The following is a 23622-nucleotide window of genomic DNA, read 5'->3' as shown; positions in this document are numbered from 1 at the left end:
ATGGCCAAGGACATGGGCACCACCCCAGAAACCCTGCTCGACATCCGCAACCTGTCGGTCGATTTCCGCACCGCCCGCGGCCGGGTCAAGGCGCTGCGCAATATCACGTTTCCCGTCCAAAAGGGCCGGATCGTGGGGATCGTCGGCGAGAGCGGTTCGGGCAAGAGCACGGTTCTGTGGTCGATCATGGGGCTGCTCTCCGGCAACGCCGAGGTCATGGGCGGCGAGATCCTGTTCCAGGACCGCGAGCTTCTCGGCATGGGTGAGGCCGGGCGCCGCGCCGTGCGGGGCGAGGAGATCTCGGTCGTCTTCCAGGACCCGATGACCAGCCAGATCCCGGTGCTGAGCTATGCCCGGCAGATGTTCGACATCCTCTACCGCCGGCCCAACCTGTCGAAGGTGGAAAAGCGGAGGATGGCGATCGAGATGATGGAAAAGGTCGGCATCCCGGATCCCGAGAGCCGCATCGACCAGTACCCGCACCATTTCTCGGGGGGGATGCGCCAGCGCGCCGGCATCGCCATGGCGCTTCTGACGGCGCCCAACCTGTTGCTGGCGGACGAGCCGACGACGGCGCTCGACGTCACGATGGAAGCTCAGATCATCCACCTGCTGCAGGAGCTGCAGAGCGAGACGCAGGCGACCATCGTGCTGGTGTCCCACAATCTAGGGCTCATCGCGGAACTGTGCGACGACGTGGTGGTGATGTATGCCGGCGAGGTGGTCGAGGCCGGGCCGGTGCGCGAGATCTTTCACAACGCGCAGCACCCCTATACGCGCGCGCTGCTGGAATGCGATCCGGCACGGGTGACGGACGTGTCGCGCAAGCTGCCAGTCATTCCCGGCGAAATCCCCGACCTCACCAAGCCCCGCAAGGGATGCATCTATGCCCCGCGGTGCCAGCGGGCGATGCCGGAATGCCACGAGGCCGCCCCGCCCAACGTGCCGCGCGGCGACGGGGGCTATGCCAACTGCCACCTGCTGGAGGGGCCGCTGCGCGACCCCGACTGGCCGCCGCCGGCGGATGTGCTGACGGTGCATCGCGGCAAGGAACCCGATGCGGCCCCCGCGCGGGTGGAGCGCGCCGAGCCGCTGCTGGAGGTCGAGGATCTAAACGTCCGGTTCCGCACTCTGGGGGCGCTCAGGGCGCGGCTGCGGGGAATCGCGGATCCCTTAGTGGACGCGGTTCTGGATGTCAGCCTGCGCGTGCGGCCCGGCGAGACGGTGGGCCTCGTGGGCGAGAGCGGCTCGGGCAAGACGACGCTGGGCCGGGCCGTGCTGAACCTCGAACGGTCCGCCTCCGGGGCCGTCCGGTTCGAGGACGCGGAAATCGCCAACATGCCCGAGGCGCAGTTCAAGCCGCTCAGGCGGGACATGGCGATGATGTTCCAGGATCCGGCCGGCTCGCTCTCCCCGCGCAAGTCGGTGCGCGCGCTCATAACGGAACCGTTGCAGATCCACGGGGTAAAGGGCGTGGACCTCGATGCCGAGGCCGAACGGCTGGCCGACATGGTCCGCCTGCCCAAGCCGTTCCTCACGCGCTACCCGCACGAGTTGTCCGGCGGGCAGGCGCGGCGCGTGGGCGTGGCGCGCGCGCTTGCGCTCAACCCCAAGCTCATCATCGCGGATGAGCCCACGGCGGGGCTCGACGTGTCGGTGCAGGGCGAGGTGCTCAACCTCATGGCGGACCTGCAGGCCGAGCACGGGCTGGGCTACCTGATCATCACCCATAACCTGCCGGTGGTGCGGCACATCAGCGATCGGATCGCCATCATGTATCTGGGCCGCATCGTCGAGGAGGGGCGGGCCGAGGATATCTTCCGCGCGCCCTGCCATCCCTACACGCAGGCGCTGGTGGAGGGCGTGCCCCAGCCCGACCCGGACCGCCGGCGCAAGCACGTGTCGATCTCGGGCGAGGTGCCCAGCCTGCTGAACCGGCCCAAGGGATGCGATTTCGCCACGAGGTGCCCGTATGTTCAGGACAAGTGCCGGGCCGCGAAGCCGCCGCATTTCGAGGCCGCGGACGGGCGCAGCCATGCCTGTTTCTTCCCCCTCAACTGACCGCGTACGAGGACAGGGCGCATGAGCTACGGCATCTATATCGGGCGGAACCTTACCGCCGACGGCATTGCCTATCTGGCGGGATACGGTGACGAGCCGTCGAGCCACTGGCTGGAGATCAACCCGGCGCGGCGCCACGAGCCGGGCAGCGCCATAACCGTGGGCGTCACGCCGCGGGCCGACATGCCCGGCGAGCGCACGGATATCCCCCAAGCGCCCGAGACGCTGCGCAACATGCGGGTGAGCTACAGCTATTATCTTGGCGTGCCCGCGCCGCTGACCAATGGCGGGCTGAACGAGCACGGTGTCGCGGTGCGTGATATCTGGGCGCCGTCGCGGCAGGAGCTGATCGACATGACGCCGAAGGATCAGACCGGGCCGAACTATTCCGACCTGGCCCGGATCGTGGTCGAGCGCGCCCGCACGGCCCGCGAGGCGGTAGAGCTTATCGGACGACTGATCGCGGAGCATGGCTATTCGACCTATGGCGGCAATTCGCACATGATCGCCGATCCCGACGAGGCGTGGGTGGTGATCGAGTTTGCCGGCGGGCGCGGGCTGTGGTGTGCCGAGCGGCTGGGCCCCGACAGCATCCGCGCCTCGCGCCCCGGCTATATCGGTGAGATCCCGGACGCGCCGAACGATGATTTCCTGTTTCCGGAGCATTTCATCGACGCGGCGGTGGAGCTGGGCTGGTATGCGCGTGGCGATGGCCCGTTCAACGTGAACGGCATCTACGGCGACGGCAAGCTGCGGTGGGATGGCGTGGCATGGATCGAGGACGAGATGCGCGCGCGGGCCGCCCGGCCCGGGAAGGTGACGCTGGAGGATGTGTTCTGGTCGATCCAGACCGAGCGCCTGACCGGCGACACCGCGGGATACGGGCAGGTGGTCCCGCTGGTCCATCCCCGGCACGATGCGCAGCGGATGATGTGGCACGCCGCCATCGGCCCGGTGACAGCGCCGCTGACGCCGGTGTTTCTGGGCCAGACATCGGTGCCTGATCCGTACGCCCAGCACCGATACCTCACCACGGGCGAGAGTGCCCGGTTCCTCGACCGTCGCAAGGAACGGGAGAACCCCGACACGGTGTCCCATGTCCCGCAGGGGGTGGAGGTGACCGATTGCGCCGTCTACCAGTTCAAGCGGCTCATGCATCTGGCGTTTCAGGCGCAGGACACCCTGCTGCCGGAGGTTTGGGCGCACTGGCGCGCGATGGAGACACGGCTCAACGCGGAGCTGCCCGACGTGCAGCGCAGCGCCGAAATCCTGCTGGAGGCGAGCGAGCCGCGCCTGGCGGCACGGTTGCTGACCGAGTGCGCCGATCGCTGCATGCGCGCGGCGCTGGACGATTGCCGCGCGCTGGCCGATGCGGGTGAAACCCGCCTGCGGGCGCTGGACCGGCTGAACCGGACGCGCCAGCCGGTCGCGCCCGAGCAGACCTGGTAGGGCCGGCGCCGACGCGGCCGCGCCGCCACCGAAAATCCGCAGATTGCCGATGTGTTCGGCGTATTCCGGTCTGGTTCCCGGGGTCCGGCGCCTTAAGTTCGGTCTGGACGGAAACTCCGATTCGGGGCTTCTCTCGCGCGACGCACCGTTTATAGTCGCCCGACAAGCGTGGGACAGGATAATATGTCGTTATTTCTTATCGTTGCCCTGCCCTTTCTGGGGGCTCTGCTTCCCGGACTCATGATTCAGGCGGGCCGCAGGGCCTGTGCGTCGACGACCTTCTTCGTCAGCTTCCTGGCGCTCATCGGTCTGTTCACCCACCTGCCGACCGTCATGGCGGGCGAGGTGGTCACCGCCCGCCTCGACTGGCTGCCGGCGCTGGGGCTCAACGCCAATTTCTTCATCGACGGGCTGGGCTTCTTCTTCGCCGCGCTGATCCTCGGCATCGGGCTGCTCATCATCACCTACGCGCGTTTCTACCTCTCGCGCGAGGACAACATGGGGGAGTTCTATACCTATTTGCTGTTGTTCCAGGGGGCGATGGTGGGGATCGTGCTTTGCGACAACATCCTGATGCTGCTCATCTTCTGGGAGCTCACCTCGCTGTCGTCCTTCCTGCTGATCGGCTACTGGAAGCACCTGCCCGAGGGCCGGCAGGGCGCGCGTATGGCGCTGGTGGTGACCGGCATGGGCGGGCTGTCCATGATCGGGGGGATGCTGCTGCTGGGGCAGGTGGCGGGCAGCTATGACCTGACGGTGATCCTGGAAAACCGCGACGCGATCCAGGCCTCGCCGCTCTATACGCCCGCGCTCTTGCTGATCCTGCTGGGTTGTTTCACCAAGTCTGCGCAGTTCCCCTTCCATTTCTGGCTGCCGCACGCCATGGCCGCGCCGACCCCGGTGTCGGCCTACTTGCACTCCGCCACCATGGTAAAGGCGGGCATATTCCTGATGGCACGGCTCTGGCCGGTTCTGTCGGGCACCGATCTGTGGTTCGCGCTCGTGACCGGGGCGGGGCTGGTGACCATGGTGATCGCGGCGGTGATCGCGCTGTTCAAGAACGACCTCAAGGGTCTGCTTGCGTTTTCCACGGTCTCGCATCTGGGGCTCATAACCATGCTTCTGGGCACCGGCACGCCCTATGGCGCGATGGCGGCGGTGTTCCACATCCTCAACCACGCGACGTTCAAGGCGGCGCTGTTCATGTCCGCCGGCATCATCGACCACGAGGCGGGAACGCGCGACATCCCCAGCCTGGGCGGGCTGCGCCGCCTTATGCCGATCACTTTCGTCATCGCCACGCTGGCGTCACTGTCCATGGCCGGTATTCCGTTCCTCAACGGGTTCCTGTCCAAGGAGATGATGCTGGAGGAGACGACGCACACCGTTCTCTTCGGCCTGCCCCTGCTGGTGCCGGCGCTGGCCACCGTCGGGGCGCTTTTCTCGGCGGCCTACTCGTTCCGCTACATCGCGCATGTTTTCCTCGGACCCGAGCGCGACGACTATCCCGGCCATCCGCACGACCCGCCCTTCGGGATGTGGGGGCCGCCGGCGCTTCTTGTCATCATCGTTGTCGCGATCGGCGTGGCGCCCTTCCTCGCCGAGCCGCTGGTCAGGACCGTCACCGGCGCGGTGCTGGGCGGCGCGGCCGAGATGCCCTATGCCCATCTCAAGATATGGCACGGCTTCACCGCGGCGCTGTGGATGTCGGTGACGGCGGTGGCGGGCGGCATCGTGCTGCTGCTGGTGTTCGGCCCGCTCGCGCGGGGCTGGGACGTGGCCGGGCCGCCCTTTGCCAAAAGGATATTCGACGCCTTGATCGCCGCCATGGTTTCGGCTGCGCGGGGTGTGACGGGCGGGCTGCATGACGGCTCTCTCACCCGGTATGCCGCGATCTTCGCCGTGTCCGTGGTGGCCCTTGTCGGGCATGCATGGATGACCGGCACCATCGGGGCGCCCACGCGCGAGATGCTCCCGGTGTCGCCGATGGCGGTGGTGGCGTGGCTCTTGCTGGTGATCGCCACCGGCAGCCTGATCTGGTATCACCGGAACCGGTTTCTCGCGCTGATCCTCATGGGGGTGGTCGGGCTGGTTATCTCCATCGGATTTGCGTATCTCAGCGCGCCGGATCTCGCGCTGACGCAGCTTTCGGTCGAGGTGGTGACGATCATCCTCTTGCTGCTGGCGCTCAATTTCCTGCCCCGCCAGACCCCGGTGGAAAGCACCCCCGGGCGGCGGCTGCGCGACGGGGTCATCTCCGTCGCGGCGGGCACGGGCGCGGGGGCGCTGATCTACAGCCTGCTGATCCGCGATTTCGCGCAAGGCCCGATCTCGGCCTATCACCTGGAAAATTCCTACAAGGGCGGGGGCGGCACGAACGTGGTGAACGTCATCCTCGTCGATTTCCGCGGTTTCGATACATTCGGCGAGATCATCGTGCTGGGGATCGCGGCGCTGATCATCTATGCCGTGACCGAGGCGCTGTTGTCGGGGCCCGTGCGTGCGCGCCTGCTGAACCGCCCGTTCGAGGACGTGGCCGGCGATGCGCACCCGATGATGATGGTCGTGGCCACGCGCCTGATGCTGCCGCTGGTGCTGATGGTCGGCGTCTACATCTTCCTGCGCGGGCACAACGAACCGGGGGGCGGGTTCATCGCCGGACTCGTCGTGTCGATCGCCGTGGTCATGCAGTACATGGCCTCGGGGTTCGCCTGGGCCGACGCGCGGCAGCGCTACCCGTATCATACCATTATCGGGGCCGGCGTGCTGGTGGCGGGGCTGACCGGGATCGGCGCGTGGTTCTTCGGGGCGGAGTTCCTGACATCCGCCTTTGGCTATTTCCGCATCCCGCCGTTCCAGGAGTTCGAACTGGCCACGGCCATGGGATTCGACCTGGGCGTGTTCCTGTGCGTGGTCGGGGCCGTGATGCTGTCTCTGGAGAGTTTCTCGCGGCTGGCGCGGCGCAGCGGCGAGGAGGTGAGCGAGTACGCGATGGACATCGACCCGTCGCGCGCGGACGAGGACGGCGGCGCAGCCGCCGGCAAGGAGGGCTGAGATGGAAATGTTGCTGGCCAGTGCCGTGGGTGTGCTGACGGCCGCGGGGATGTATCTCGTGCTGCGAAAGCGCACGTTTCCCGTGATCGTCGGCACCGCCTTTCTCAGCTATGCCGTCAACATCTTCCTGTTCGCGTCGGGGCGGCTGGCGGTGCATCAGCCACCGGTGCTGCGCGACGGGGTCGAGGCTTATTCCGATCCGCTGCCTCAGGCGCTGGTTCTGACGGCCATCGTGATTTCCTTCGGCATGACGGCGGTCGTGGTGATCGTTGGGCTCGGCGCCTATCTGAGCTCGCAGGACGACCACATCGACGAGCCCAAGGCGCAGGCAGACGATGACGAGGGAGCGCGCATATGAGCCACTGGATCATCGCGCCCGTCATCCTGCCGGCCATGATGGCGGCTTTCATCGTGCTGGTGCTGCGGTTCCATCCGGGGGTGCAGCGGGTGTTCTCGCTCGGCGGTGCGCTGGCGGTGCTGGCCATCGCCGCTGGGTTGTTGCGCGAGGTCTCGGACGGCACGATCCTGCTCTACCAGCTGGGCAACTGGGCCGCGCCCTTCGGCATCGTGCTGGTGGGCGACCGGCTTTCGATGCTGTTCGTGGTGCTCACCGCGTTGCTGGCGGTGATGGTTCTGCTCTACGCCATCGGGTCGGGCTGGGACATGCGGGGACGGAATTTCCACGCGCTGTTCCAGTTCCAGCTGATGGGGATCGCCGGCGCCTTCCTCACCGGCGACGCCTTCAACCTCTTCGTCTTCTTCGAGGTGCTGCTGATCGCCTCCTACGGGCTGATGATCCATTCCGGCGGGGCCGCGCGGTTCCGGGCGGGGATGCAGTACGTTGTTTTCAACCTGCTGGGCTCGACCCTGTTCCTGTTCGCCCTCGGCACGATCTATGCCGAGACCGGGACGCTCAACATGGCCGACCTCGCGCAGCGCGTCGCGGCCATCCCGGCGGAAGAGGCCGCCGGTATCCGCGCCGCCGCGGTGCTGCTGCTGTTGGTCTTTGCCGTCAAGGCGGCGATCCTGCCGCTGCATTTCTGGCTGCCGGCCTCCTATGCCGAGGCACCGGCGCCGGTGGCGGCGCTGTTTGCCATCATGACAAAGGTGGGCGCATACTCGATCATCCGGTTCTACACCCTCGTCTTCCCGCCCGACCTCGCGATCACGCAGGGGCTGTTCGACACGTGGCTGCTGCCCGCGGCGCTGCTCACCGTGGCCGTGGGCACGATCGGGGTACTCGGGGCGCGCAGGCTCGACCGGCTCGTGGCCTTCGCGGTGATCGGGTCGATGGGAATGCTGATGTCGGCGCTGGCGGTGTTCACGCCAGAGGGCATCGCAGCCGCGCTGTACTATGCCGTGCACTCCACTCTGGCGACTGCCGCGTTGTTCCTGCTGGTCGACGTGGTGCGCGAGCGCCGTGGTGCACAAGGGGTGACACTGGCCGCCGCGCCGCCGATAGCGGGCGGCGCGCTGGTGGCGGCCCTGTTCTTTGCCGCGGCCATCGCCATGGCGGGGCTGCCGCCGCTGTCGGGCTTCGTCGGCAAGCTGCTTATTCTCGATGCAACGGTGAGTGACCCGCGCGCCGCGTGGATATGGGCGGTGGTGCTGGTCGGCAGCCTCGTGGCCGTGATCGGGTTCGCGCGGGCGGGCAGCACGGTATTCTGGAAGGCGCATGCCGATGATGTGCCAACCGACGAGGAGGCGCGCGCGGTCCAGGCCGCCGCCGACCGGCCGGCGCTGCCGCTCGTGGCCATAGGCGGGGTGCTGGCGCTTCTGGTGGCGGTGACCGTTTTCGCCGGTCCGGTGCAACGCTACATGGCCGCCACGACGCAGCAGCTCTTTGCGCCGGCCCCCTATGTCACCACGGTTCTCGAGACACCCGGCCGCCAGATCACCTACAAGGGCAAGTCGGGCGGGCACGCCGAGACCGCGGGGGACGCGGGCGACCACGCCGGGGAGGACCACTGACCATGACACGACGCCTCGCTCGCCGCATCCTGCCCCACCCGTTGCTGACGCTGCTGCTGGTGGTGGTCTGGGCGCTGCTTCACAATTCCTATGCGCCCGGCACGTTCGCCTTCGGGCTCGTGCTGGGTATCCTGATCCCCATCCTGACCGCCGCCTACTGGCCTGACCGCCCCCGGCTTTCGCGGCCGGCGAACGCTCTTGGCTACATCGTGGTCGTCGTCTGGGACATCATCGTGGCCAACGTGCAGGTCGCGATGATCGTGCTGTTCAAGCGCAATGCCGACATGCGGCCCAACTGGGTGGCGATCCCGCTGGACATCCGCACGCCAGAGGCGATCGTCGTGCTTGCGGGCACGATCACCCTGACTCCGGGCACGGTGTCGGCCGACCTGTCCAACGAGGGCCGCACGCTGCTGGTGCACGCGCTCGACGCGCCTGATCCCGATGCGGTGCGCGACCAGATCAAGGGGCGCTATGAACGTCGTTTGAAGGAGATATTCGAATGATCGACTATGCCATCTATTTCGGGTTCGCCGCCGTCGGGCTTTCGCAGCTTCTGGCCCTGTGGCGCCTGTTGATCGGCCCGGGAATGGGAGACCGCATCCTCGCGCTCGACACGTTGTCGATCAACGCCGTGGCGCTGATCGTCCTGTACGGTATCGCGATGAAGACCCCGATCTATTTCGAGGCGGCGATGCTGATCGCGATGCTGGGCTTCGTCTCGACCGTGGCGTATGCGCGCTTCATCCTGCGCCGGGACGTGATCGAATGAGCCAGATTACCGAAATCGTCGTTTGCGCCGCCATCGTGATCGGCGGGGTGTTCATCCTCGTGGGGTCTTACGGCCTGTTGAAGCTGGACAAGCCGATGTCACGCCTGCATGCCCCCACCAAGGCGAGCACGCTCGGTGTCGGCAGCATTCTTGCGGCGTCGGCGATCTACGCCTTCGGGCGCGGCGAATTCTCGCTCCACGAACTGCTGATCGTGGCGTTTCTCTTCGTGACGGCGCCGATCTCGGCCAACTTCATCGCCAAGGTGGCCATTCACCGCGGCCGGATCACCGAGGACCTGCCCGCGCCCCGCGAGGACAACGCATGGGCGACGCAAGACGCGCCGCGCAACGACGCCACGTCCTGACCGGCGGCGGTCAGCGCAGCAGGGACTTCAGGTATTCCCCGTATGCGTTTTTCTTGAAGGTTTCGGCGCGGGCGCGCAGTTGGTCGGCGTCGATCCAGCCCTGGGCGTAGGCGATTTCCTCGGGGCTTCCGGCCTGCATTCCCTGGCGTTTTTCCAGCGTGCGCACGAAGTTGCCGGCGTCGAGCAGCGAGCCGTGGGTGCCGGTGTCGAGCCATGCGTAGCCCCGGCCCATGGTTTCCACGTGGAGCTGGCCGTCGGCGAGGTACATCTCCAGCAGGGAGGTGATCTCGAGTTCGCCGCGGGCGGAGGGTTCGACCTGCCGGGCCCGCTCGGGCGCGGTGCCGTCCACGAAGTAGAGCCCCGTGACGGCATAGTTCGAGGGCGGCACCGCGGGTTTCTCGACGATGTGGCGCACCTTGCCGTCGGCGTCGAAATCGACCACGCCGTAGCGTTCGGGGTCGGCCACGCGGTAGCCGAAGACGGTGGCGCCGTCGTCGTGGGTGTAGGCGCGGGCCATGAGTTCCTGCAGGCCGTGGCCGAAGAAGATGTTGTCGCCCAGCACGAGCGCCGAGGGCGCCCCGGCGAGGAAATCCTCGGCGAGGATGAAGGCCTGGGCCAGCCCGTCGGGCGAGGGTTGCACGATGTAGGTGAGCGTGAGCCCCCACTGGCTGCCGTCGCCGAGCGTGCGCCTGAACTGGTCGTGGTCCTCCGGGGTGGTGATGACCGCGATCTCGCGGATGCCCGCCAGCATCAGCACCGACAGGGGATAATAGACCATCGGCTTGTCATAGATCGGCAGGAGCTGCTTGGAGACGCCGATGGTGACCGGGTAAAGCCGCGTGCCGCTGCCCCCGGCGAGGATGATGCCCTTGCGGTCGCTCATGATCCGTGGCTCCTGTAATGGTCGATGACGGCGGGCAGCGCCGCGTTCCAGCCGGGCCTGTCGATGCCGAAGGCATCGCGCGTGGCGTTGCAGTCCAGCCGTGAATTGAGCGGGCGCCGCGCCGGCGTGGGATAGTCGGCGGTGGGAATGTCCGCGACCGCGCAGCCCAGCCCGGCCGCGCCGAAGATGGCGCGGGCGAAGTCCGCCCAGCTGACGTCCGGCGTGCCGGCGAAATGGTAGACGCCGCTTTTGGCGGGATCGTCGGCGAGCGCCCCGGCGATGGTCACGCAGGCCGCGGCGATGGCGTCGGCCGGGGTCGGCCCGCCCACCTGGTCGGCCACGATGGTCAGCCGGTCGCGTTCCGCCCCGAGCCGCAGCATGGTGGTGACGAAGTTGCGCCCCCCCGGCGCGAACACCCAGGAGGTGCGCAGGATGGCATGGGCGCCCCCGGCGGCGGCGACGGCGCGCTCGCCCGCCAGCTTGGAGCGGCCATAGGCCCCGAGCGGCGCGGTCGCGTCACCCGGCCGCCACGGCGCGTCGCCCGACCCGTCGAAGACGTAATCGGTCGAGATGGTGACGAACGGAATGCCCAGCCCCGCGCAGGCGCGGGCCATGGCGCCCGGCGCCGCGCCGTTCACGGCGGTGGCGAGGTCCTCCTCCTCTTCTGCGCGGTCCACGGCGGTGTAGGCGGCGGCGTTGATCACCGCGCGGGGGGCATGGGCGTGAATGGCCGCGGCGCAGGCATCCGGATCGGCAAGGTCGGCCTGCCCGCGGTCGAGGCAGGTAGTGTCCCCGCGCGCCGCCAGGTATCCCGCCACCTGGCCCGTCCGGCCGAAAACCAGCAGCGTCATGCTTGGTCTCCTTTCGAGGCAGTTGCGGCGGTTTTCGTTGGGCCGTCTGTTCGGGGCACGTAGCCGAAACGCTCGAAGTCTGCTGCGTAGGTCTCGGTGATCACTGCACGTTCCTGTGGCGTGATTTCCAGAGGTTGTCCGGGATCTCGCCCGGCACGTTGCAGACGTGCGGCGTAGGAATTGACCTCACCAATCTTGCGCGCACCGCGTTGCGCGCCTTCGATTCCGTCCAGCCACTCAATCACCTGCTCCATGCCGTTTTCCAATTTGAAAGGGACAGCTTGCCTAGGTACGAGCTCGTCCGCGGGTCGCACGTGATTGTCTAGGTAATGCGGATTGGTGGCAATTCGGCTGGGCAAGCTGGCAATCCATTCCGAAAATCGCATCTCGTGCGGAATTGCCTGTTCGATGTCACGCTGAAACAGGAAGACGGAAATGATCCGGTCCTCGGGATGGCGCACCAGGGCAAAGCGATGCGCGATCCAGGCGTCTGGAATGATCCGGTCGAAAGCCACGGTTTCGATATGTTGCGGCGATGTGTGCGACCAGCGCTCGGAGGAGGGAATCCGGCCATCCCGGCGATCTAGAAATGCAAGTCTGCCAAACCGGCCGTGGAGATAATTCTCTATCGAACTTCCGCCGCAGCGCGGGACATGCGCAAACTGCACCAACTGTCCGGAAACGAAGGTCAGGGGCATGCGGCGCCTCCCGCTGTCCCCAGCCTCTGGCCCACGCCCGCGCGGTCCTGCAGGGCGCGCCACCAGTGTTCGTTGTCTAGATACCACTGCACGGTTTTGGCCAGCCCTTCCCGCAGGGTCACCGAGGGGCGCCAGCCCAGCTCGTGACGCATGCGGGCGGGGTCGATGGCGTAACGCGCGTCATGGCCGGGGCGGTCCTCGACGAAGGTGATCTGGTCGGCGTAGGGCGCCGGCCCCGGGCGCTTCTGGTCGAGGATCGCGCAGATCGTGCGCACCAGGTCGATGTTGCGCGCCTCGTTCTCGCCGCCGATGTTGTAGGTGCGTCCCGGCGCGCCGTTTGCCACCACCGTCAGCAGCGCGTCGGCGTGATCCTCGACGTAAAGCCAGTCGCGCACGTTCTCCCCCGCCCCGTAGACCGGGATCTCCCGGCCCGCCAGCGCGTTCAGGATCACCACCGGGATGAGCTTTTCGGGGAAGTGGTAGGGGCCGTAATTGTTGGAACAATTCGTCACCAGCACCGGCAGCCCGTAGGTGTGATGCCACGCCCGCGCCAGGTGGTCCGAGGCTGCCTTGGAGGCCGAGTAGGGGCTGCGCGGGTCGTAGGGCGTCTCCTCGGTGAACTGCCCCGTCTCCCCCAGCGAGCCATAGACCTCGTCGGTGGAGACGTGGTGGAAGCGGAAGCCGGCGGGCCGGCCCGCCGCCACCCAGTACTTGCGCGCCGCCTCCAGCAGGGTGAAGGTGCCCGTCACGTTGGTGTCGATGAAGGTGCCGGGCCCGTCGATCGAACGGTCGACATGGGACTCGGCCGCGAGGTGCATCACCGCGTCGGGCGCGTGCCCGGCCATGACCGCGTCCATCGCCGCGCGGTCGCGGATGTCGGCCTGCACGAACGCATAGCGCGGATCATCCGCCACCGGCGCCACGTTGTCGAGGCAGGCCGCGTAGGTCAGCGCGTCGACATTGACCACCTCGTGCCCGCGGGCGATGGCCAGCCGCACCACCGCCGAGCCGATGAAACCGGCGCCGCCCGTGACCAGCAGCTTCATGCGCCCTCCCACGTGAAGGGGCTGTCGAAATCCGACAGCGCCGGGGCGGCGGCGTCCTTGTCCGACAGCACCGGCGCGCCCTCGAGCCCCCAGTCGATGCCGCAGCTGTCCCACCGAACCGCGCCGTCGCACTCGGGCGCGTAGTGATCCGAACACTTGTAGAGGATCTCGGTGTCGGGCTCGCGGGTGACGAAGCCGTGCAGGAAACCCGCCGGGACAAGAAGCTGCTTGCCGTTCTCCGCCGAAAGCTCCGCCCCCACCCACCGGCCGTAGGTCGGGCTGCCGCGACGGATGTCCACCGCCACGTCGAAAAGCCGCCCGCGCCCGCAGCGCACCAGCTTGTCCTGGGCGTGCGGCGGCGCCTGGTAATGCAGGCCGCGCAGCGTGCACGCGGCAGCCGAAAGCGACTGGTTGTCCTGAACGAAATCGAGCGCGATCCCAGCCTCGGCGAACCGCCGCCGGTTCCACGTCTCGCAGAAAAACCCCCGATCGTCGCCAAACCGCTTCGGCGTCAGAAGCAGAACGCCCGGCAGATCCAGTTCCTCGATGTCCATATGACTTCGTCCGAAATTCCGAAACGCACTCTCGGTCACGGATCAAACACGATTTCCCAAAACATGCAACGGCATAAAGCCCGGAATGGACGAGACGTCGGAAAAATGTCGAGCATGAAGGCAAACTGGCGCGTGAAACGATACGGCCCCGCGCCGGGTGCTCAGCCGGCGATCGTGCCTGCCAGGCTTGCGCGGAATTCGTCCACCTCGGCCGCGCGGTCGGGACGGTCCTGTCGGAATCGCTCCGCGTATTCCGCGTTGCGCGAGGTGCCGATCTTTGCGTGCCGCGACGAGAACGTCAGGTTGGCGGGGCGGCCCTGCTGATGCATTTTCGGCCGCAGGTGCCGGATGAAATGGCGCACGGTGGCCTCCTGTCCCATTTCCATGATCTGCTCATAGCTGAGGCGGTGAGGACGGAGATCGAATTTCTCGAAATAGGCTTCGATCTTGCGCTCCTGGTCGAGGATATGCGCAAGCCACTGGCCGATCAGGTCGGGATCGTAGCCGAAAGCGGTGTCCGCCTCGTTTATGTCCTGTGGCTGAGCGTTCTTGGAGTGATAGACGGAGGTCGTTACCGCCTTGGCCAGCGAAACCGCCTGAAGCACCATGTCCTCGCGCCGGAGATAGAAGGCCGGCAGGCTGGGTGGAAAAAACTCCAGAAACGCCTCGCCATTTCCGAACACCCGGTTCAGGTGGTAGATGGTGATTTCGAAGGAAAAGATCCGGCCGGGATGGTTCCTGCGGGTCAAGACATCGATATAGCGTTCCAGCGAATCCGCGTTGATGCTGCGGGCAATGTTGGGAATGAAATTCGGGTTGAAATACTCTGAAGGCCGGCCGAGGCATTTGCTGTCGGTCAGGGCATCCGCCAGCCATGACGACCCGGACCGCGGCGTGAAATAGATCACGAAGCGGCGCGGGGCCGGCGGTTTTTCCATGTCTTGTGCGTATCTTTGCGGGTCGAAATCCGGATTCTCGAAAAGCTCTTTCTGCAATAGTTTAAGCTCCATTAACCGTCGGGATACCGCTGGTCGGGTGCGGCAGGTCTTGGCATCTGCCGGACGTGATTGCAAGGGCGACGCCCGCCCGGCTCAGCTCCTGACGCTTCGCGCCCGCGCCATGATCTCGTTCATGACGGCGTCCGTCTCCGCGCCCTCGCGCGGCAGGGGCACGACGATACCGTTCTCCGCCCGGCTGGCGGCGTCGCCCTGTGCGCCCAGGTCGAAGGTGATTACCGGCAGGCCGGTGGCGAGGCATTCCCGGGTGGTGAAGGAGAACGTCTCGGGCCAGATCGAGGGGATAAGCCAGCAGGTGATCCCGTAGCGCTCGACAAGGGCCGGGATGTCTGAGGGCGTGTAGGGCCCGTGAACCGTGGCTCCTTGATGCAGCGGCGTGCGCGGGTCCACCCGGCCGACGACCACCATCGAAAGATCGGGCTCGTCGGCGATGCGGTGCGACAGCGCCCGCAGCACGCCGATGCCCTTCTGAGGGCCGATATTGCCAAGCACACCTATCACCTTCCTGTCGCCCCGCGGCGGCGTGACCGTTGCCACCCCCGGCGTGGGCTGGTGCGGCTCTACGACGATCTGCCCGGCGAGATCGGGGTATGCCGCGGCGACCTGCCTCTTGCTGTCGTCGGAAAACACGATCAGCCGGTCAGCCTCTTCGAGCAGGCCATGCCAGGTCGTCTGCCATTCCTGCAGCGACAGCCGCGTACCGTCCGGGCGGCGCAGCATGTGCGCGGGATCGTCCGTCGCCGGGTCGGGAACGCCCCGGAACACCATGTCGCTTCCCAGAAGGGTATAGGAGGGGCTGATCGGGAGGTAGTCGTGAAAGAGGATGTCGAGCGGCCGTTCCCGCGCGATCGCGGCCATGAACCCGGGCAAGGCGGCGGCGTCCGGGTCGCCCACGGCGCAGGAATAAACCACCCGGCGGCGATCGAGGTCCGCGACCAGCGTCTTGACGACATCGAGATCGTCCGTGGCTGCCTGCGTGACGCCGGCGGGCGTGACGGCCTCGATGCGGCATCTGTGCGATCCTCCGAACCGCAGTATCAGCGCGGCGCGGGGCGCCATCCGCGCGATCCGGTCCTGCAGGTAGTTTTCCGCGCCGCCGCCCATCGCATGGGCGATGAAAACCGGCACCTCGGAGGCATCCGGCAGGCTGTCGAGATAGGCCACCGCCAGCGCGAGCCTTTCGGTGACCAGCGGATCGTTCATGATGAATTGCTGCACGAGGCCGTCATAGTCCGGGTAGCGGCCAGAGATGATCCGGTTGTTCTCGATCACGAGGTCGCGCTTGCTGTCGCTGCCGAAGCTTTCGCCGCCCCGATGTTCGACGAACAGGTTGGTGGCCGCGAGGTGCCGACCGCCGAGAGCCGCGGTCTTGCGGCACCAGTCGACTTCCTCGCCGTAGCCGCGGCCGAACGCCGTGTCGAATTGCGGCACGCGGTCCAGGTATGCCGGGCTCATCGCCATGCAGAACCCCACACCCGTCGGCGCCGTGACGGGCGCGGCCCGGGCGCTGAGGGAGGCGGCGCGGCGGTCCATCCGTTCAAGCTGTCCCTCGGCCAGCGGCACCGGCGTGCAGATCACCGGGGCGCCGAAGATTTCCGCATCGTTGGACATCGGCGTGACGGTGGCGACCGTGTCATCGGCAACGAGCGGCGCCATCAGCCGCGAGGCCCAGCCCCGCGGCACGAGCGCGTCGGAATTCAGCAGCACGACAGGCCCGCCAAGCTCGCGGGCCCGCGCGAGCCCTCGGTTGACGCTCCCGATGAACCCGAGATTGGCCTCGTTCTCGATCAGCTCGACCCCGGCCAGCATCTCTGCCTGCGCCCGCCCGGCCCAGTCCCGCAGCCAGGGGCGCACGCGCGTATCCGTCGAGCTGTCCTCGATCAGGATGAGGCGCCAGGGCAGGTCCGTGTGCGCGATCAGCCTGTCGAGGTTTTCGCACAGCAATTCGAAGGCGTTGAAAACGGGCAGAACGACCGTAACCGTGCCGCAGGCCGGAGGTTGCGCGGGGGTGTCGGGCGCGGGGACCAGCACGGCGGGGTCGATTTCCTTGGTGCGCTCCCGCGCCTCGAGGCGCAGCACCGATTTGATCCTTCGGCGGAACTCGATCTCGCCGGCCTTGTAGCCGCCGATGATGAAGCCCGCGCCGCGCACCAGATCGAACAGGAAGCGGCCGAACAGCCTGCGCCGGGCCCATGCGATGGCCCCCGGGCGCGGCATCTCGATCTCCAGCATCGCCACGTCGTCGCCGCGGTGCACCGTGATCTCCAGCTTGCCGTGGGTGAATGGCAGGCTGGCCTCGAAGCCTGTCATCAGGTCCGCCCCCGTTGCCGCGGCGACATCGCTGCGCTCGATCGACGGCGTTCGGGTGACATGGGCCTCGTCCAGCCGCAGTTCCACCCGGTCACCGATACACCAGCCGCGCACATGCAGGCGGCCCTCGCGCAGCCTGAGCTCCTCGGCGTTTCCTACGAGAGCCTCGTCCGAATCCACGATGCGGTGCGGGGCCAGGGAGATTTCGAGATGTTGCAGCGAATAGAGCTTGAACGCCCAGATCAGCTTGGAATACATCGGTCGTCCTTCGGGGCCGTTGCCGGGTTGTGCATGCCGTTTCGGGGTGACCCGGCCCGGCCGAATGGTGGTCGCGCCCGGACCTCTCGGGCGGGGCTATACCCATCGCCGCCGACCATGTCCACACGACCGCCGGCGCCGCCGTGGCGGCCCCGTCGTCGCCGTGGCGCCGTCTCAGGGGAGGGGTTCGTAGAACAGCCGGCCATCTTCGCGGTGCAGATAGGTCCTGGCAATCCTGGCATACTCGCCCATGTTTTCCTCGACCAGCTTGCGGCGGAGGTCCGGTGGCATGAGATCGAAGGGATCGTCAGTGCATGCGCTGTTCCGGTCATTGGCCATGGCATATCTGATCTTGAGCCTTTTCAGCTTCGTGTTCAGCCCCGAACGTTGAACCCTGTCGATGCGGCGCAGGGTTTCCGCCGAGATCGAGTTGTTGTGGCGGCTGTCGCTCCAGCCGGGCACCAGCGCCGCCTCGGGTGCCCCGGCGGACCGCAGAGCATCCGTCACGATGTCGGGATCGTTCTGCCCGCGCTCGTAGGGGCGCACGACGATGTTGCCGGTGCCGAAGATGCGCGCCCACTGGTTCACGAGGCGAGCATAGGAGTTCTGCAGGTTGGCCCGATTCCTGTTGAACTCGTAAAATCCGACGAAGCCGGGCTCCCATGGCGGGTCGGTCACCGTGCGCACGGCCTGGTTGTAGAGGGACAGCCACCAGTGATCGTGCCGCCGGAGATAGACGAGCACCGTCACATCGTGCCCGTCGAAGAAATTACGGACGGCTCCAAGCCGCCGCCGCCGCACGAACATCTCGGAGCTTATGAAAACGACCTCGGGGGCGTGTTCTGCGATCTCGGCATCGAGCCTTTGGCGCAGCTCCTTCCTTTCGGCCGGGGTGGCCGGCCCCGTCTTGGGGCTCTGGCAGAAGCCGAGCGCGTCGGACAGCGCGGTGTGCTTGGCCGTGTCATTGCCCGGCTCCCGGCCCGTCCGGGGATAGAGCAGCCCCTGCTCGGCCAGATGCGCGGTATTGCCCCTCAGGTATTCCTGGATGGCGGTGGTGCCGGTCTTGTTCATGCCGATATGCAGGACGATTCTAGCCACTGGCGTGTCTCCGCATTGTTTCCGGGAGGTTTTCGTCAACCGCCTGCGGTGTTTCGCCGTGCTCTGCCGGTGTTTTTCGCGCTGTCATCCGGTTTCCGGGCCTCTGCCTGCTGGGCGAACAAGCTATTCAAAACCTGCAGGAGTGCAAGATACCATCCGTCGCCGATGCCTTTTCCATGCCCGGCGGCGGATATACATCCGCCTGTCCCGCCGGTCGCGGGATGCCCGTGGCTGACTGTTGATATGGCCGCGCGGACAGGACAGAATACCCTGCGCGGCCCGGTTCGCGCCCGTCGGGGAGGCATTCATGGCAGAAAGGTATGAAACGGGGATGGAGGTGCGGCGCGCCGTGCTGGGCGATGCGCATGTCGACGGGGCCGAGACGGCCAAGACCGCGTTCGACGCGCCGTTCCAGGATCTCGTCACCGAGGCGGCGTGGGGCACTGTCTGGGCGGGCGACGGCATCACCCGACGCGAGCGGTCGATGCTGACGCTGGCGCTTCTTGCCGCGACGGGAAATTTCGATGAAATCCCGATGCATATCCGCGCCACGGCCCGCACCGGTGCCAGTCAACGCGACGTGATCGAGGCGTTTCAGCACGTCGCGGTCTACGCCGGCGTGCCGCGGGCCAATCACGCCATCAAGCTGGCCAAGCAGACATATGCCGAAATGGCCGCGCAAGCGGAGGAGCAGCAGGAATGACGGGGCCGCCGGATTATCACGAACGCGACCGCCGGTGGCACCCGCCGGCCCATGCGCCCGATTACAAGACATCGCAAACCCGCGCGCCACGCTTTCCCCTGCTGAGCCTCGACCGGACGGCGAGCGAGATCACCGGCCCGGTTTTCGGCCATGGCGACATCGATCGGGGCGACAACGACCTGCTGACGAATTACGCCCGAACGGGCGAGAGCCCGGTGGGCGAGCGGATCATCGTGCACGGCCGGGTGCTGGACGAGAACGCGCGCCCCGTGCCGGAGACGCTGCTGGAAATCTGGCAGGCCAATGCCGGCGGGCGCTACCGCCACCGCAACGACACCTATCGCGCCGCGATCGACCCGAATTTCGGCGGTTGCGGGCGGGTTCTGACGGACGAGCACGGTTACTATGCCTTCCGCACGGTCAAGCCCGGCGCGTATCCTTGGCGCAACTGGGGCAACAGCTGGCGTCCCGCCCATATTCATTTCTCGGTTTTCGGGCGGGCCTTTTGCCAGCGGCTCGTGACGCAGATGTATTTCGAGGGCGACCCGCTCATCGCGCAGTGCCCGATTGCCCAGTCGGTCGGGGATCCGCGGGCGGTCGACCAGCTGATCGCGCCGCTCGACCTCAACGCGACGGTGCCGTTCGACAGCATCGCCTACAAGTTCGACATCGTCCTGCGCGGGCGCCGCTCGACCTTTTTCGAGACCCGACCGGAGGGCAATTGATGGCGCAGCGTCTGGACTACCTCAAGGAAACGCCGTCGCAGACGGCCGGGCCCTACCTGCATATCGGTCTCGCGCCGGGCGCGGCGGGTTTCGACATGCACGCGCGCGAACTGGGCCGTGACATCGCCGGTCCGAACGCGTCGGGAGAGCGTATCCGCATCGAGGGGCTTGTGACCGACGGCACCGGCGCACCGGTCAAGGACGCGCTGCTGGAGGCATGGCAGGCCAACGCGGCGGGCGTCTACGCCCATCCCGAGCATCCCGGCGCGGTCGAGAAGGGATTCCGCGGGTGGGGCCGTATCACCCCCGATTTCGAGACCGGCGAATGGGCGATCGATACCGTCAAACCCGGCCCGGTGGCGGCGCGCGACGGGCGGATCATGGCGCCGCACATCAACCTCTGGATCGTTGCGCGGGGGATAAACGTGGGGCTGAACACGCGGCTCTATTTCTCCGACGAGGCCGAGGCCAACGCCGCGGACCCCGTTCTGAACCTGATCGAATGGGAACACCGGCGCCGGACCCTGATCGCGGAGCGGCGCGACAACGGCGCCGGGGCGACATACCGTTTCGACATCCGCCTGCAGGGTGGGGACGAAACCGTTTTCCTCGATATCTGAGGGCTTGGAACACGGCGTTTTGACATCGACGACCAATCGGCTATGCCCGCCCGGGACCCGCAAACAAGGATGGAGAGCGCCATGGCCAACCCGCTTTACGACAGCCTGTTCGGCAAACACGCGGGCAAATCGACGCCCTTCCTGTACACCGCGGATGGCGGGTGCCTGAGCCACGCCGCGTTTCTGGAGGTCGCGGGGCGCTTTGCCAACGCGCTGGCCGATGCGGGCCTTGCACCGGGTGACAGGCTGGCCGCGCAGGTCGCCAAGTCGCCCGAGGCACTGGCGCTCTATGCCGCCTGCGTGCAGGCGGGGGTGATCTTCCTGCCGCTCAACACCGCCTACACGGTCGATGAACTGGCATACTTCATCGATAACAGCGGCGCGGCGATGGTGGTCTGCGACGGGGCGGCCAAGGACGCGCTGGCGCCGGTGGCCGCCGCCCACGACGCCCGTCTGGAGACGCTGAACGCGGACGGCAGCGGCACGCTGGCCGACCGCGCCCGCCCCCTGCCGGGTGACTTCGATACCGTGCCGCGGGAGCAGGACGATCTGGCCGCCTTGCTATACACCTCGGGAACCACCGGGCGGTCCAAGGGCGCGATGCTGACACAGCGCAACCTGCTGTCCAATGCCGAGGTGCTGACCGATTACTGGCGCTTCACGGCCGACGACGTGCTGCTGCACGCGCTGCCCATCTTTCACACGCACGGCCTTTTCGTGGCCACCAACATCATGCTGCTGGCGGGTGGCGCGATGATCTTCCTGCCAAGGTTCGATGTCGACGCGATGATCGCGCGGATGCCGGACGCGACCAGCCTGATGGGGGTGCCGACGTTCTATACCCGGCTGCTGGACGATCCGCGCTTCACCCGTGAACTGGCCGCGCACATGCGGCTCTTCGTTTCCGGTTCGGCCCCGCTTTTGGAAGAGACGCACCGCCGCTTCGAGGCGCGCACAGGCCACCGTATACTGGAACGCTACGGCATGACCGAAACCAACATGTCCACCTCCAACCCCTATGACGGCGAGCGACGCGCCGGAACGGTGGGGTTCCCCCTGCCGGGGGTTGAGCTGAAGATCACCGACCCCGAGACCGGCGCGGAACGCGCCCTTGGCGAAACGGGCATGATCGAGGTGCGCGGCCCGAACGTGTTCAAGGGATACTGGCAGATGCCGGAAAAGACCGCCGAAGAGCTGCGCGCGGACGGGTTCTTCATCACCGGTGATCTGGGGCGCGTCGACGCCGACGGGTACGTTCAGATCGTCGGGCGCGAGAAGGACCTGATCATCTCGGGCGGGCTGAACGTCTATCCCAAGGAGGTCGAGCAGGTGCTCGACGCCCAGCCCGGCGTGCTGGAGTCGGCGGTGGTCGGCGTGCCGCACGACGACCTTGGCGAGGGGGTGCTGGCGCTGGTCGTTCCCGCAGCCGGCGCGGCGCCGGAGCCGGACGCGCTGGCCGCGGCAACGGCGCAACAGCTGGCCCGTTTCAAGCAGCCAAGGAAGATCCTGCTGGTGGACAGCCTGCCGCGCAACACCATGGGCAAGGTGCAGAAATCGGTTCTGCGCGAGGATCACGCCGCGGCGTTGCGCGGGGATTGAGACGGCAGGCCGCCAGAGAAGCGCGGAGCGCAAGATGACCGATTTGCTGATCGTGTACCATTCAAGGACCGGCGGCAGCCGGCAGATGGCCGAAGCCGCCTATGATGCCGCGCGGGAAGAGACCGGGACCGTGCTCAAGACGGCCGGCGAGACCGGCCCCGGCGACCTGCTGGATGCGCGGGGCTATATCTTCTGCGCGCCCGAGAACCTTGCCGCGATCGCGGGCGAGATGAAGGAATTCTTCGACCGCTGCTATTACGACGTGCTGGGCCGGATCGAGGGGCGGCCCTACGCGCAGATGATCTGTGCCGGCTCGGACGGCAGCAACGCGCTGCGGCAGACCGCGCGGATCGCGCAGGGCTGGCGGCTCAAGCCCGTGCAGGAGCCGTTCATCATCTGCACCCATGCCCAGACGAAAGAGCAGATCCTGGCCGAGAAAACCATTCCAGCGGATGAGCTGGAAAAATGCCGCGAGCTGGGGCAGGCGCTGGCGGCCGGGCTGGCGATGGGGGTGTTCTGAACGGCCCGGGCGATCGGTGTCACCCCCGCGCCAGCCACCCGGTTATGTGCCGGAGGGTTTCCGCCGGCGCCTCCTCGTGGGCGAGGTGACCCAGCGGCCCCAGATCGCCCGTTTCGCAGCGTGGCATCCGGGCGGCGGCCCGGCGCGAGACCTCGGGCGAAACGGCGCTGTCGCGCGATCCGGTGAGCAGCAGGCAGCGCCCTGTCGCCTCTGGCAGCCGGGCGACCAGCGCGTCGACGTTCCACTGCGCCATCATCTGCAGGGTGGCATCGACATGGGGCCGGTCCGAGAAAAGGCGCGCATAGCAGGTCAGCCCGGTGGCGTTGATGTGCGAGCCGGTGCTCTCGATCAGCCGTTGCGCGCGGGCCGCGTGATTGCGCCCCAGCGTGAAGGCCGACGCGGTGAGAGGGTTGAGGGCCAGCAGCTTGGCGAGTGCGGGAAACAGCCAGCCGGCGATGCCGTCGAACCGGTCCAGCGCGGCGTTGATCCCCACGACGCCGGGCGGGTCGCCCCCGGGGCCGGCCAGCCGCCCGGCAAGGTCCAGCGCGATGGCCGCCCCGGCGGAATGCCCGATGATCGCGCGCGGGTGCCAGCCCTGTGCCGCGCAGAGCGACGCGATGTCCGACGACATCTGCGACAGGCCGAGCCTGCGCCGGGTTCCCGCACGGGTGAATCCCTGCCCGGGCAGGTCGATCGCGACGGCATGATACCCCTCGGCCAGCGCGGGCAGGAGGTCGCGCCAGCTGTGCGTGGCCCCGCCGGCGCCGTGCAGCAGCAGGATCGTCTGCCCCGTGCCTGCCTCCTGCACGTGCCACTCGTGGGGGCGGCAGCGCACACGGCGGGACAGGTCTTGCAGCGGCCAGCCGGGCAGGTCGCGGGTCCAGTCCATGCGCCTAGCCCTCCAGCGCGGCAGAGACGGCCGTGCTGATCTGTTCGGCCCGGGCGCGCGGAAGCGCGAGGTAGCGCGCGCCCATTTGACGGGCGAGCAAGGCCGGCGCGTCGCCCGGCCGCGTGGCGGTGTCGATCACGATTCCGCCCAGACCCGCGGCCCGCAGCCCGGCCGAGACCA

The 23622-nt window shown here is 67.3% G+C and carries 22 protein-coding genes; 13 read left to right on the top strand and 9 right to left on the bottom strand.

The window, feature by feature from the left end; genetic code table 11:
• The 8 genes from ACH13J_RS14700 to ACH13J_RS14665 all read left to right on the top strand — a co-directional run bounded on the left by ACH13J_RS14700 (position 1) and on the right by ACH13J_RS14665 (position 9672).
• Entirely contained in the window at positions 1–2061 is a 2061-nt protein-coding gene (locus ACH13J_RS14700; protein ID WP_397544102.1) for a dipeptide ABC transporter ATP-binding protein, read from the top strand.
• Positions 2062–2082: 21 nt separating this feature from the next.
• Positions 2083–3510, top strand: coding sequence for a C69 family dipeptidase (locus ACH13J_RS14695; RefSeq protein ID WP_397544101.1), 1428 nt, complete (start codon positions 2083–2085; stop codon positions 3508–3510).
• A gap of 183 nt (positions 3511–3693) precedes the next feature.
• Positions 3694–6564 carry a monovalent cation/H+ antiporter subunit A gene (locus ACH13J_RS14690; protein ID WP_397544100.1) on the top strand — a complete coding sequence of 957 codons (2871 nt, stop codon included), beginning with the start codon at positions 3694–3696 and terminating at the stop codon, positions 6562–6564.
• A gap of 1 nt (position 6565) precedes the next feature.
• On the top strand, positions 6566–6922 hold the full coding sequence (locus ACH13J_RS14685; protein ID WP_397544099.1) for a Na+/H+ antiporter subunit C: 357 nt from the start codon (positions 6566–6568) through the stop codon (positions 6920–6922).
• Positions 6919–8535: a monovalent cation/H+ antiporter subunit D gene (locus ACH13J_RS14680; protein WP_397544098.1), complete on the top strand. Its 1617-nt coding sequence runs from the start codon at positions 6919–6921 to the stop codon at positions 8533–8535. Before ACH13J_RS14685 ends, ACH13J_RS14680 begins: the two co-directional genes overlap by 4 nt.
• A gap of 2 nt (positions 8536–8537) precedes the next feature.
• Positions 8538–9041, top strand: coding sequence for a Na+/H+ antiporter subunit E (locus tag ACH13J_RS14675; protein ID WP_397544097.1), 504 nt, complete (start codon positions 8538–8540; stop codon positions 9039–9041).
• Complete coding sequence (locus ACH13J_RS14670) at positions 9038–9307, top strand: K+/H+ antiporter subunit F (RefSeq protein ID WP_397544096.1); 270 nt, start codon at positions 9038–9040, stop codon at positions 9305–9307. The genes ACH13J_RS14675 and ACH13J_RS14670 overlap by 4 nt, the downstream gene beginning before the upstream one ends.
• Complete coding sequence (locus ACH13J_RS14665; RefSeq protein WP_397544095.1) at positions 9304–9672, top strand: Na+/H+ antiporter subunit G; 369 nt, start codon at positions 9304–9306, stop codon at positions 9670–9672. Before ACH13J_RS14670 ends, ACH13J_RS14665 begins: the two co-directional genes overlap by 4 nt.
• 10 nt (positions 9673–9682) lie before the next feature.
• On the opposite strand, the gene rfbA is transcribed toward ACH13J_RS14665, so the two are convergent.
• The 8 genes from rfbA to ACH13J_RS14625 all read right to left on the bottom strand — a co-directional run bounded on the left by rfbA (position 9683) and on the right by ACH13J_RS14625 (position 18386).
• Positions 9683–10555: a glucose-1-phosphate thymidylyltransferase RfbA gene (gene rfbA / locus ACH13J_RS14660; protein WP_397544094.1), complete on the bottom strand. Its 873-nt coding sequence runs from the start codon at positions 10553–10555 to the stop codon at positions 9683–9685.
• A complete protein-coding gene (rfbD, locus tag ACH13J_RS14655; protein ID WP_397544093.1) occupies positions 10552–11406 on the bottom strand; it encodes a dTDP-4-dehydrorhamnose reductase in 855 nt (284 codons plus the stop codon). The genes rfbA and rfbD overlap by 4 nt, the downstream gene beginning before the upstream one ends.
• Positions 11403–12104, bottom strand: a complete 702-nt coding sequence (locus ACH13J_RS14650; RefSeq protein ID WP_397544092.1) for a sulfotransferase family 2 domain-containing protein — start codon at positions 12102–12104, stop codon at positions 11403–11405. The genes rfbD and ACH13J_RS14650 overlap by 4 nt, the downstream gene beginning before the upstream one ends.
• The gene (gene rfbB, locus ACH13J_RS14645; protein ID WP_397544091.1) at positions 12095–13150 is read right to left on the bottom strand and encodes a dTDP-glucose 4,6-dehydratase; all 1056 of its coding nucleotides are present in this window, start codon (positions 13148–13150) and stop codon (positions 12095–12097) included. Before rfbB ends, ACH13J_RS14650 begins: the two co-directional genes overlap by 10 nt.
• Positions 13147–13704, bottom strand: coding sequence for a dTDP-4-dehydrorhamnose 3,5-epimerase (rfbC, locus tag ACH13J_RS14640; protein WP_397544090.1), 558 nt, complete (start codon positions 13702–13704; stop codon positions 13147–13149). The genes rfbB and rfbC overlap by 4 nt, the downstream gene beginning before the upstream one ends.
• 161 nt (positions 13705–13865) lie before the next feature.
• The gene (locus ACH13J_RS14635) at positions 13866–14642 is read right to left on the bottom strand and encodes a Stf0 family sulfotransferase (RefSeq protein WP_397544089.1); all 777 of its coding nucleotides are present in this window, start codon (positions 14640–14642) and stop codon (positions 13866–13868) included.
• Positions 14643–14795: 153 nt separating this feature from the next.
• A complete protein-coding gene (locus tag ACH13J_RS14630; protein ID WP_397544088.1) occupies positions 14796–17288 on the bottom strand; it encodes a glycosyltransferase in 2493 nt (830 codons plus the stop codon).
• A gap of 174 nt (positions 17289–17462) precedes the next feature.
• Entirely contained in the window at positions 17463–18386 is a 924-nt protein-coding gene (locus tag ACH13J_RS14625; protein ID WP_397544087.1) for a hypothetical protein, read from the bottom strand.
• Positions 18387–18693: 307 nt separating this feature from the next.
• Here ACH13J_RS14625 and pcaC point away from each other — a divergent pair, with 307 nt between their 5' ends.
• The 5 genes from pcaC to ACH13J_RS14600 all read left to right on the top strand — a co-directional run bounded on the left by pcaC (position 18694) and on the right by ACH13J_RS14600 (position 22553).
• Positions 18694–19089, top strand: coding sequence for a 4-carboxymuconolactone decarboxylase (gene pcaC / locus ACH13J_RS14620; RefSeq protein ID WP_397544086.1), 396 nt, complete (start codon positions 18694–18696; stop codon positions 19087–19089).
• Entirely contained in the window at positions 19086–19814 is a 729-nt protein-coding gene (gene pcaH, locus ACH13J_RS14615) for a protocatechuate 3,4-dioxygenase subunit beta (RefSeq protein WP_397544085.1), read from the top strand. The genes pcaC and pcaH overlap by 4 nt, the downstream gene beginning before the upstream one ends.
• The gene (gene pcaG, locus ACH13J_RS14610) at positions 19814–20434 is read left to right on the top strand and encodes a protocatechuate 3,4-dioxygenase subunit alpha (RefSeq protein ID WP_397544084.1); all 621 of its coding nucleotides are present in this window, start codon (positions 19814–19816) and stop codon (positions 20432–20434) included. The genes pcaH and pcaG overlap by 1 nt, the downstream gene beginning before the upstream one ends.
• A gap of 81 nt (positions 20435–20515) precedes the next feature.
• Positions 20516–22033, top strand: coding sequence for an AMP-binding protein (locus ACH13J_RS14605; protein WP_397544083.1), 1518 nt, complete (start codon positions 20516–20518; stop codon positions 22031–22033).
• Positions 22034–22067: 34 nt separating this feature from the next.
• Positions 22068–22553 (top strand): NAD(P)H-dependent oxidoreductase, encoded by a 486-nt coding sequence (locus ACH13J_RS14600; RefSeq protein WP_397544082.1) that lies wholly within the window; start codon positions 22068–22070, stop codon positions 22551–22553.
• A gap of 19 nt (positions 22554–22572) precedes the next feature.
• Here the strand turns inward: ACH13J_RS14600 and bchO are convergent, their stop codons facing one another.
• Positions 22573–23442, bottom strand: coding sequence for an alpha/beta fold hydrolase BchO (gene bchO, locus ACH13J_RS14595; RefSeq protein ID WP_397544081.1), 870 nt, complete (start codon positions 23440–23442; stop codon positions 22573–22575).
• Positions 23443–23622 lie beyond the last annotated feature (180 nt).

Source organism: Roseovarius salis, assembly GCF_044472985.1.
Classification (GTDB): domain Bacteria; phylum Pseudomonadota; class Alphaproteobacteria; order Rhodobacterales; family Rhodobacteraceae; genus Roseovarius; species Roseovarius salis.
Note: the sequence above shows the minus strand (reverse complement) of the source record. Positions and strands in the feature narration are given on the sequence as shown.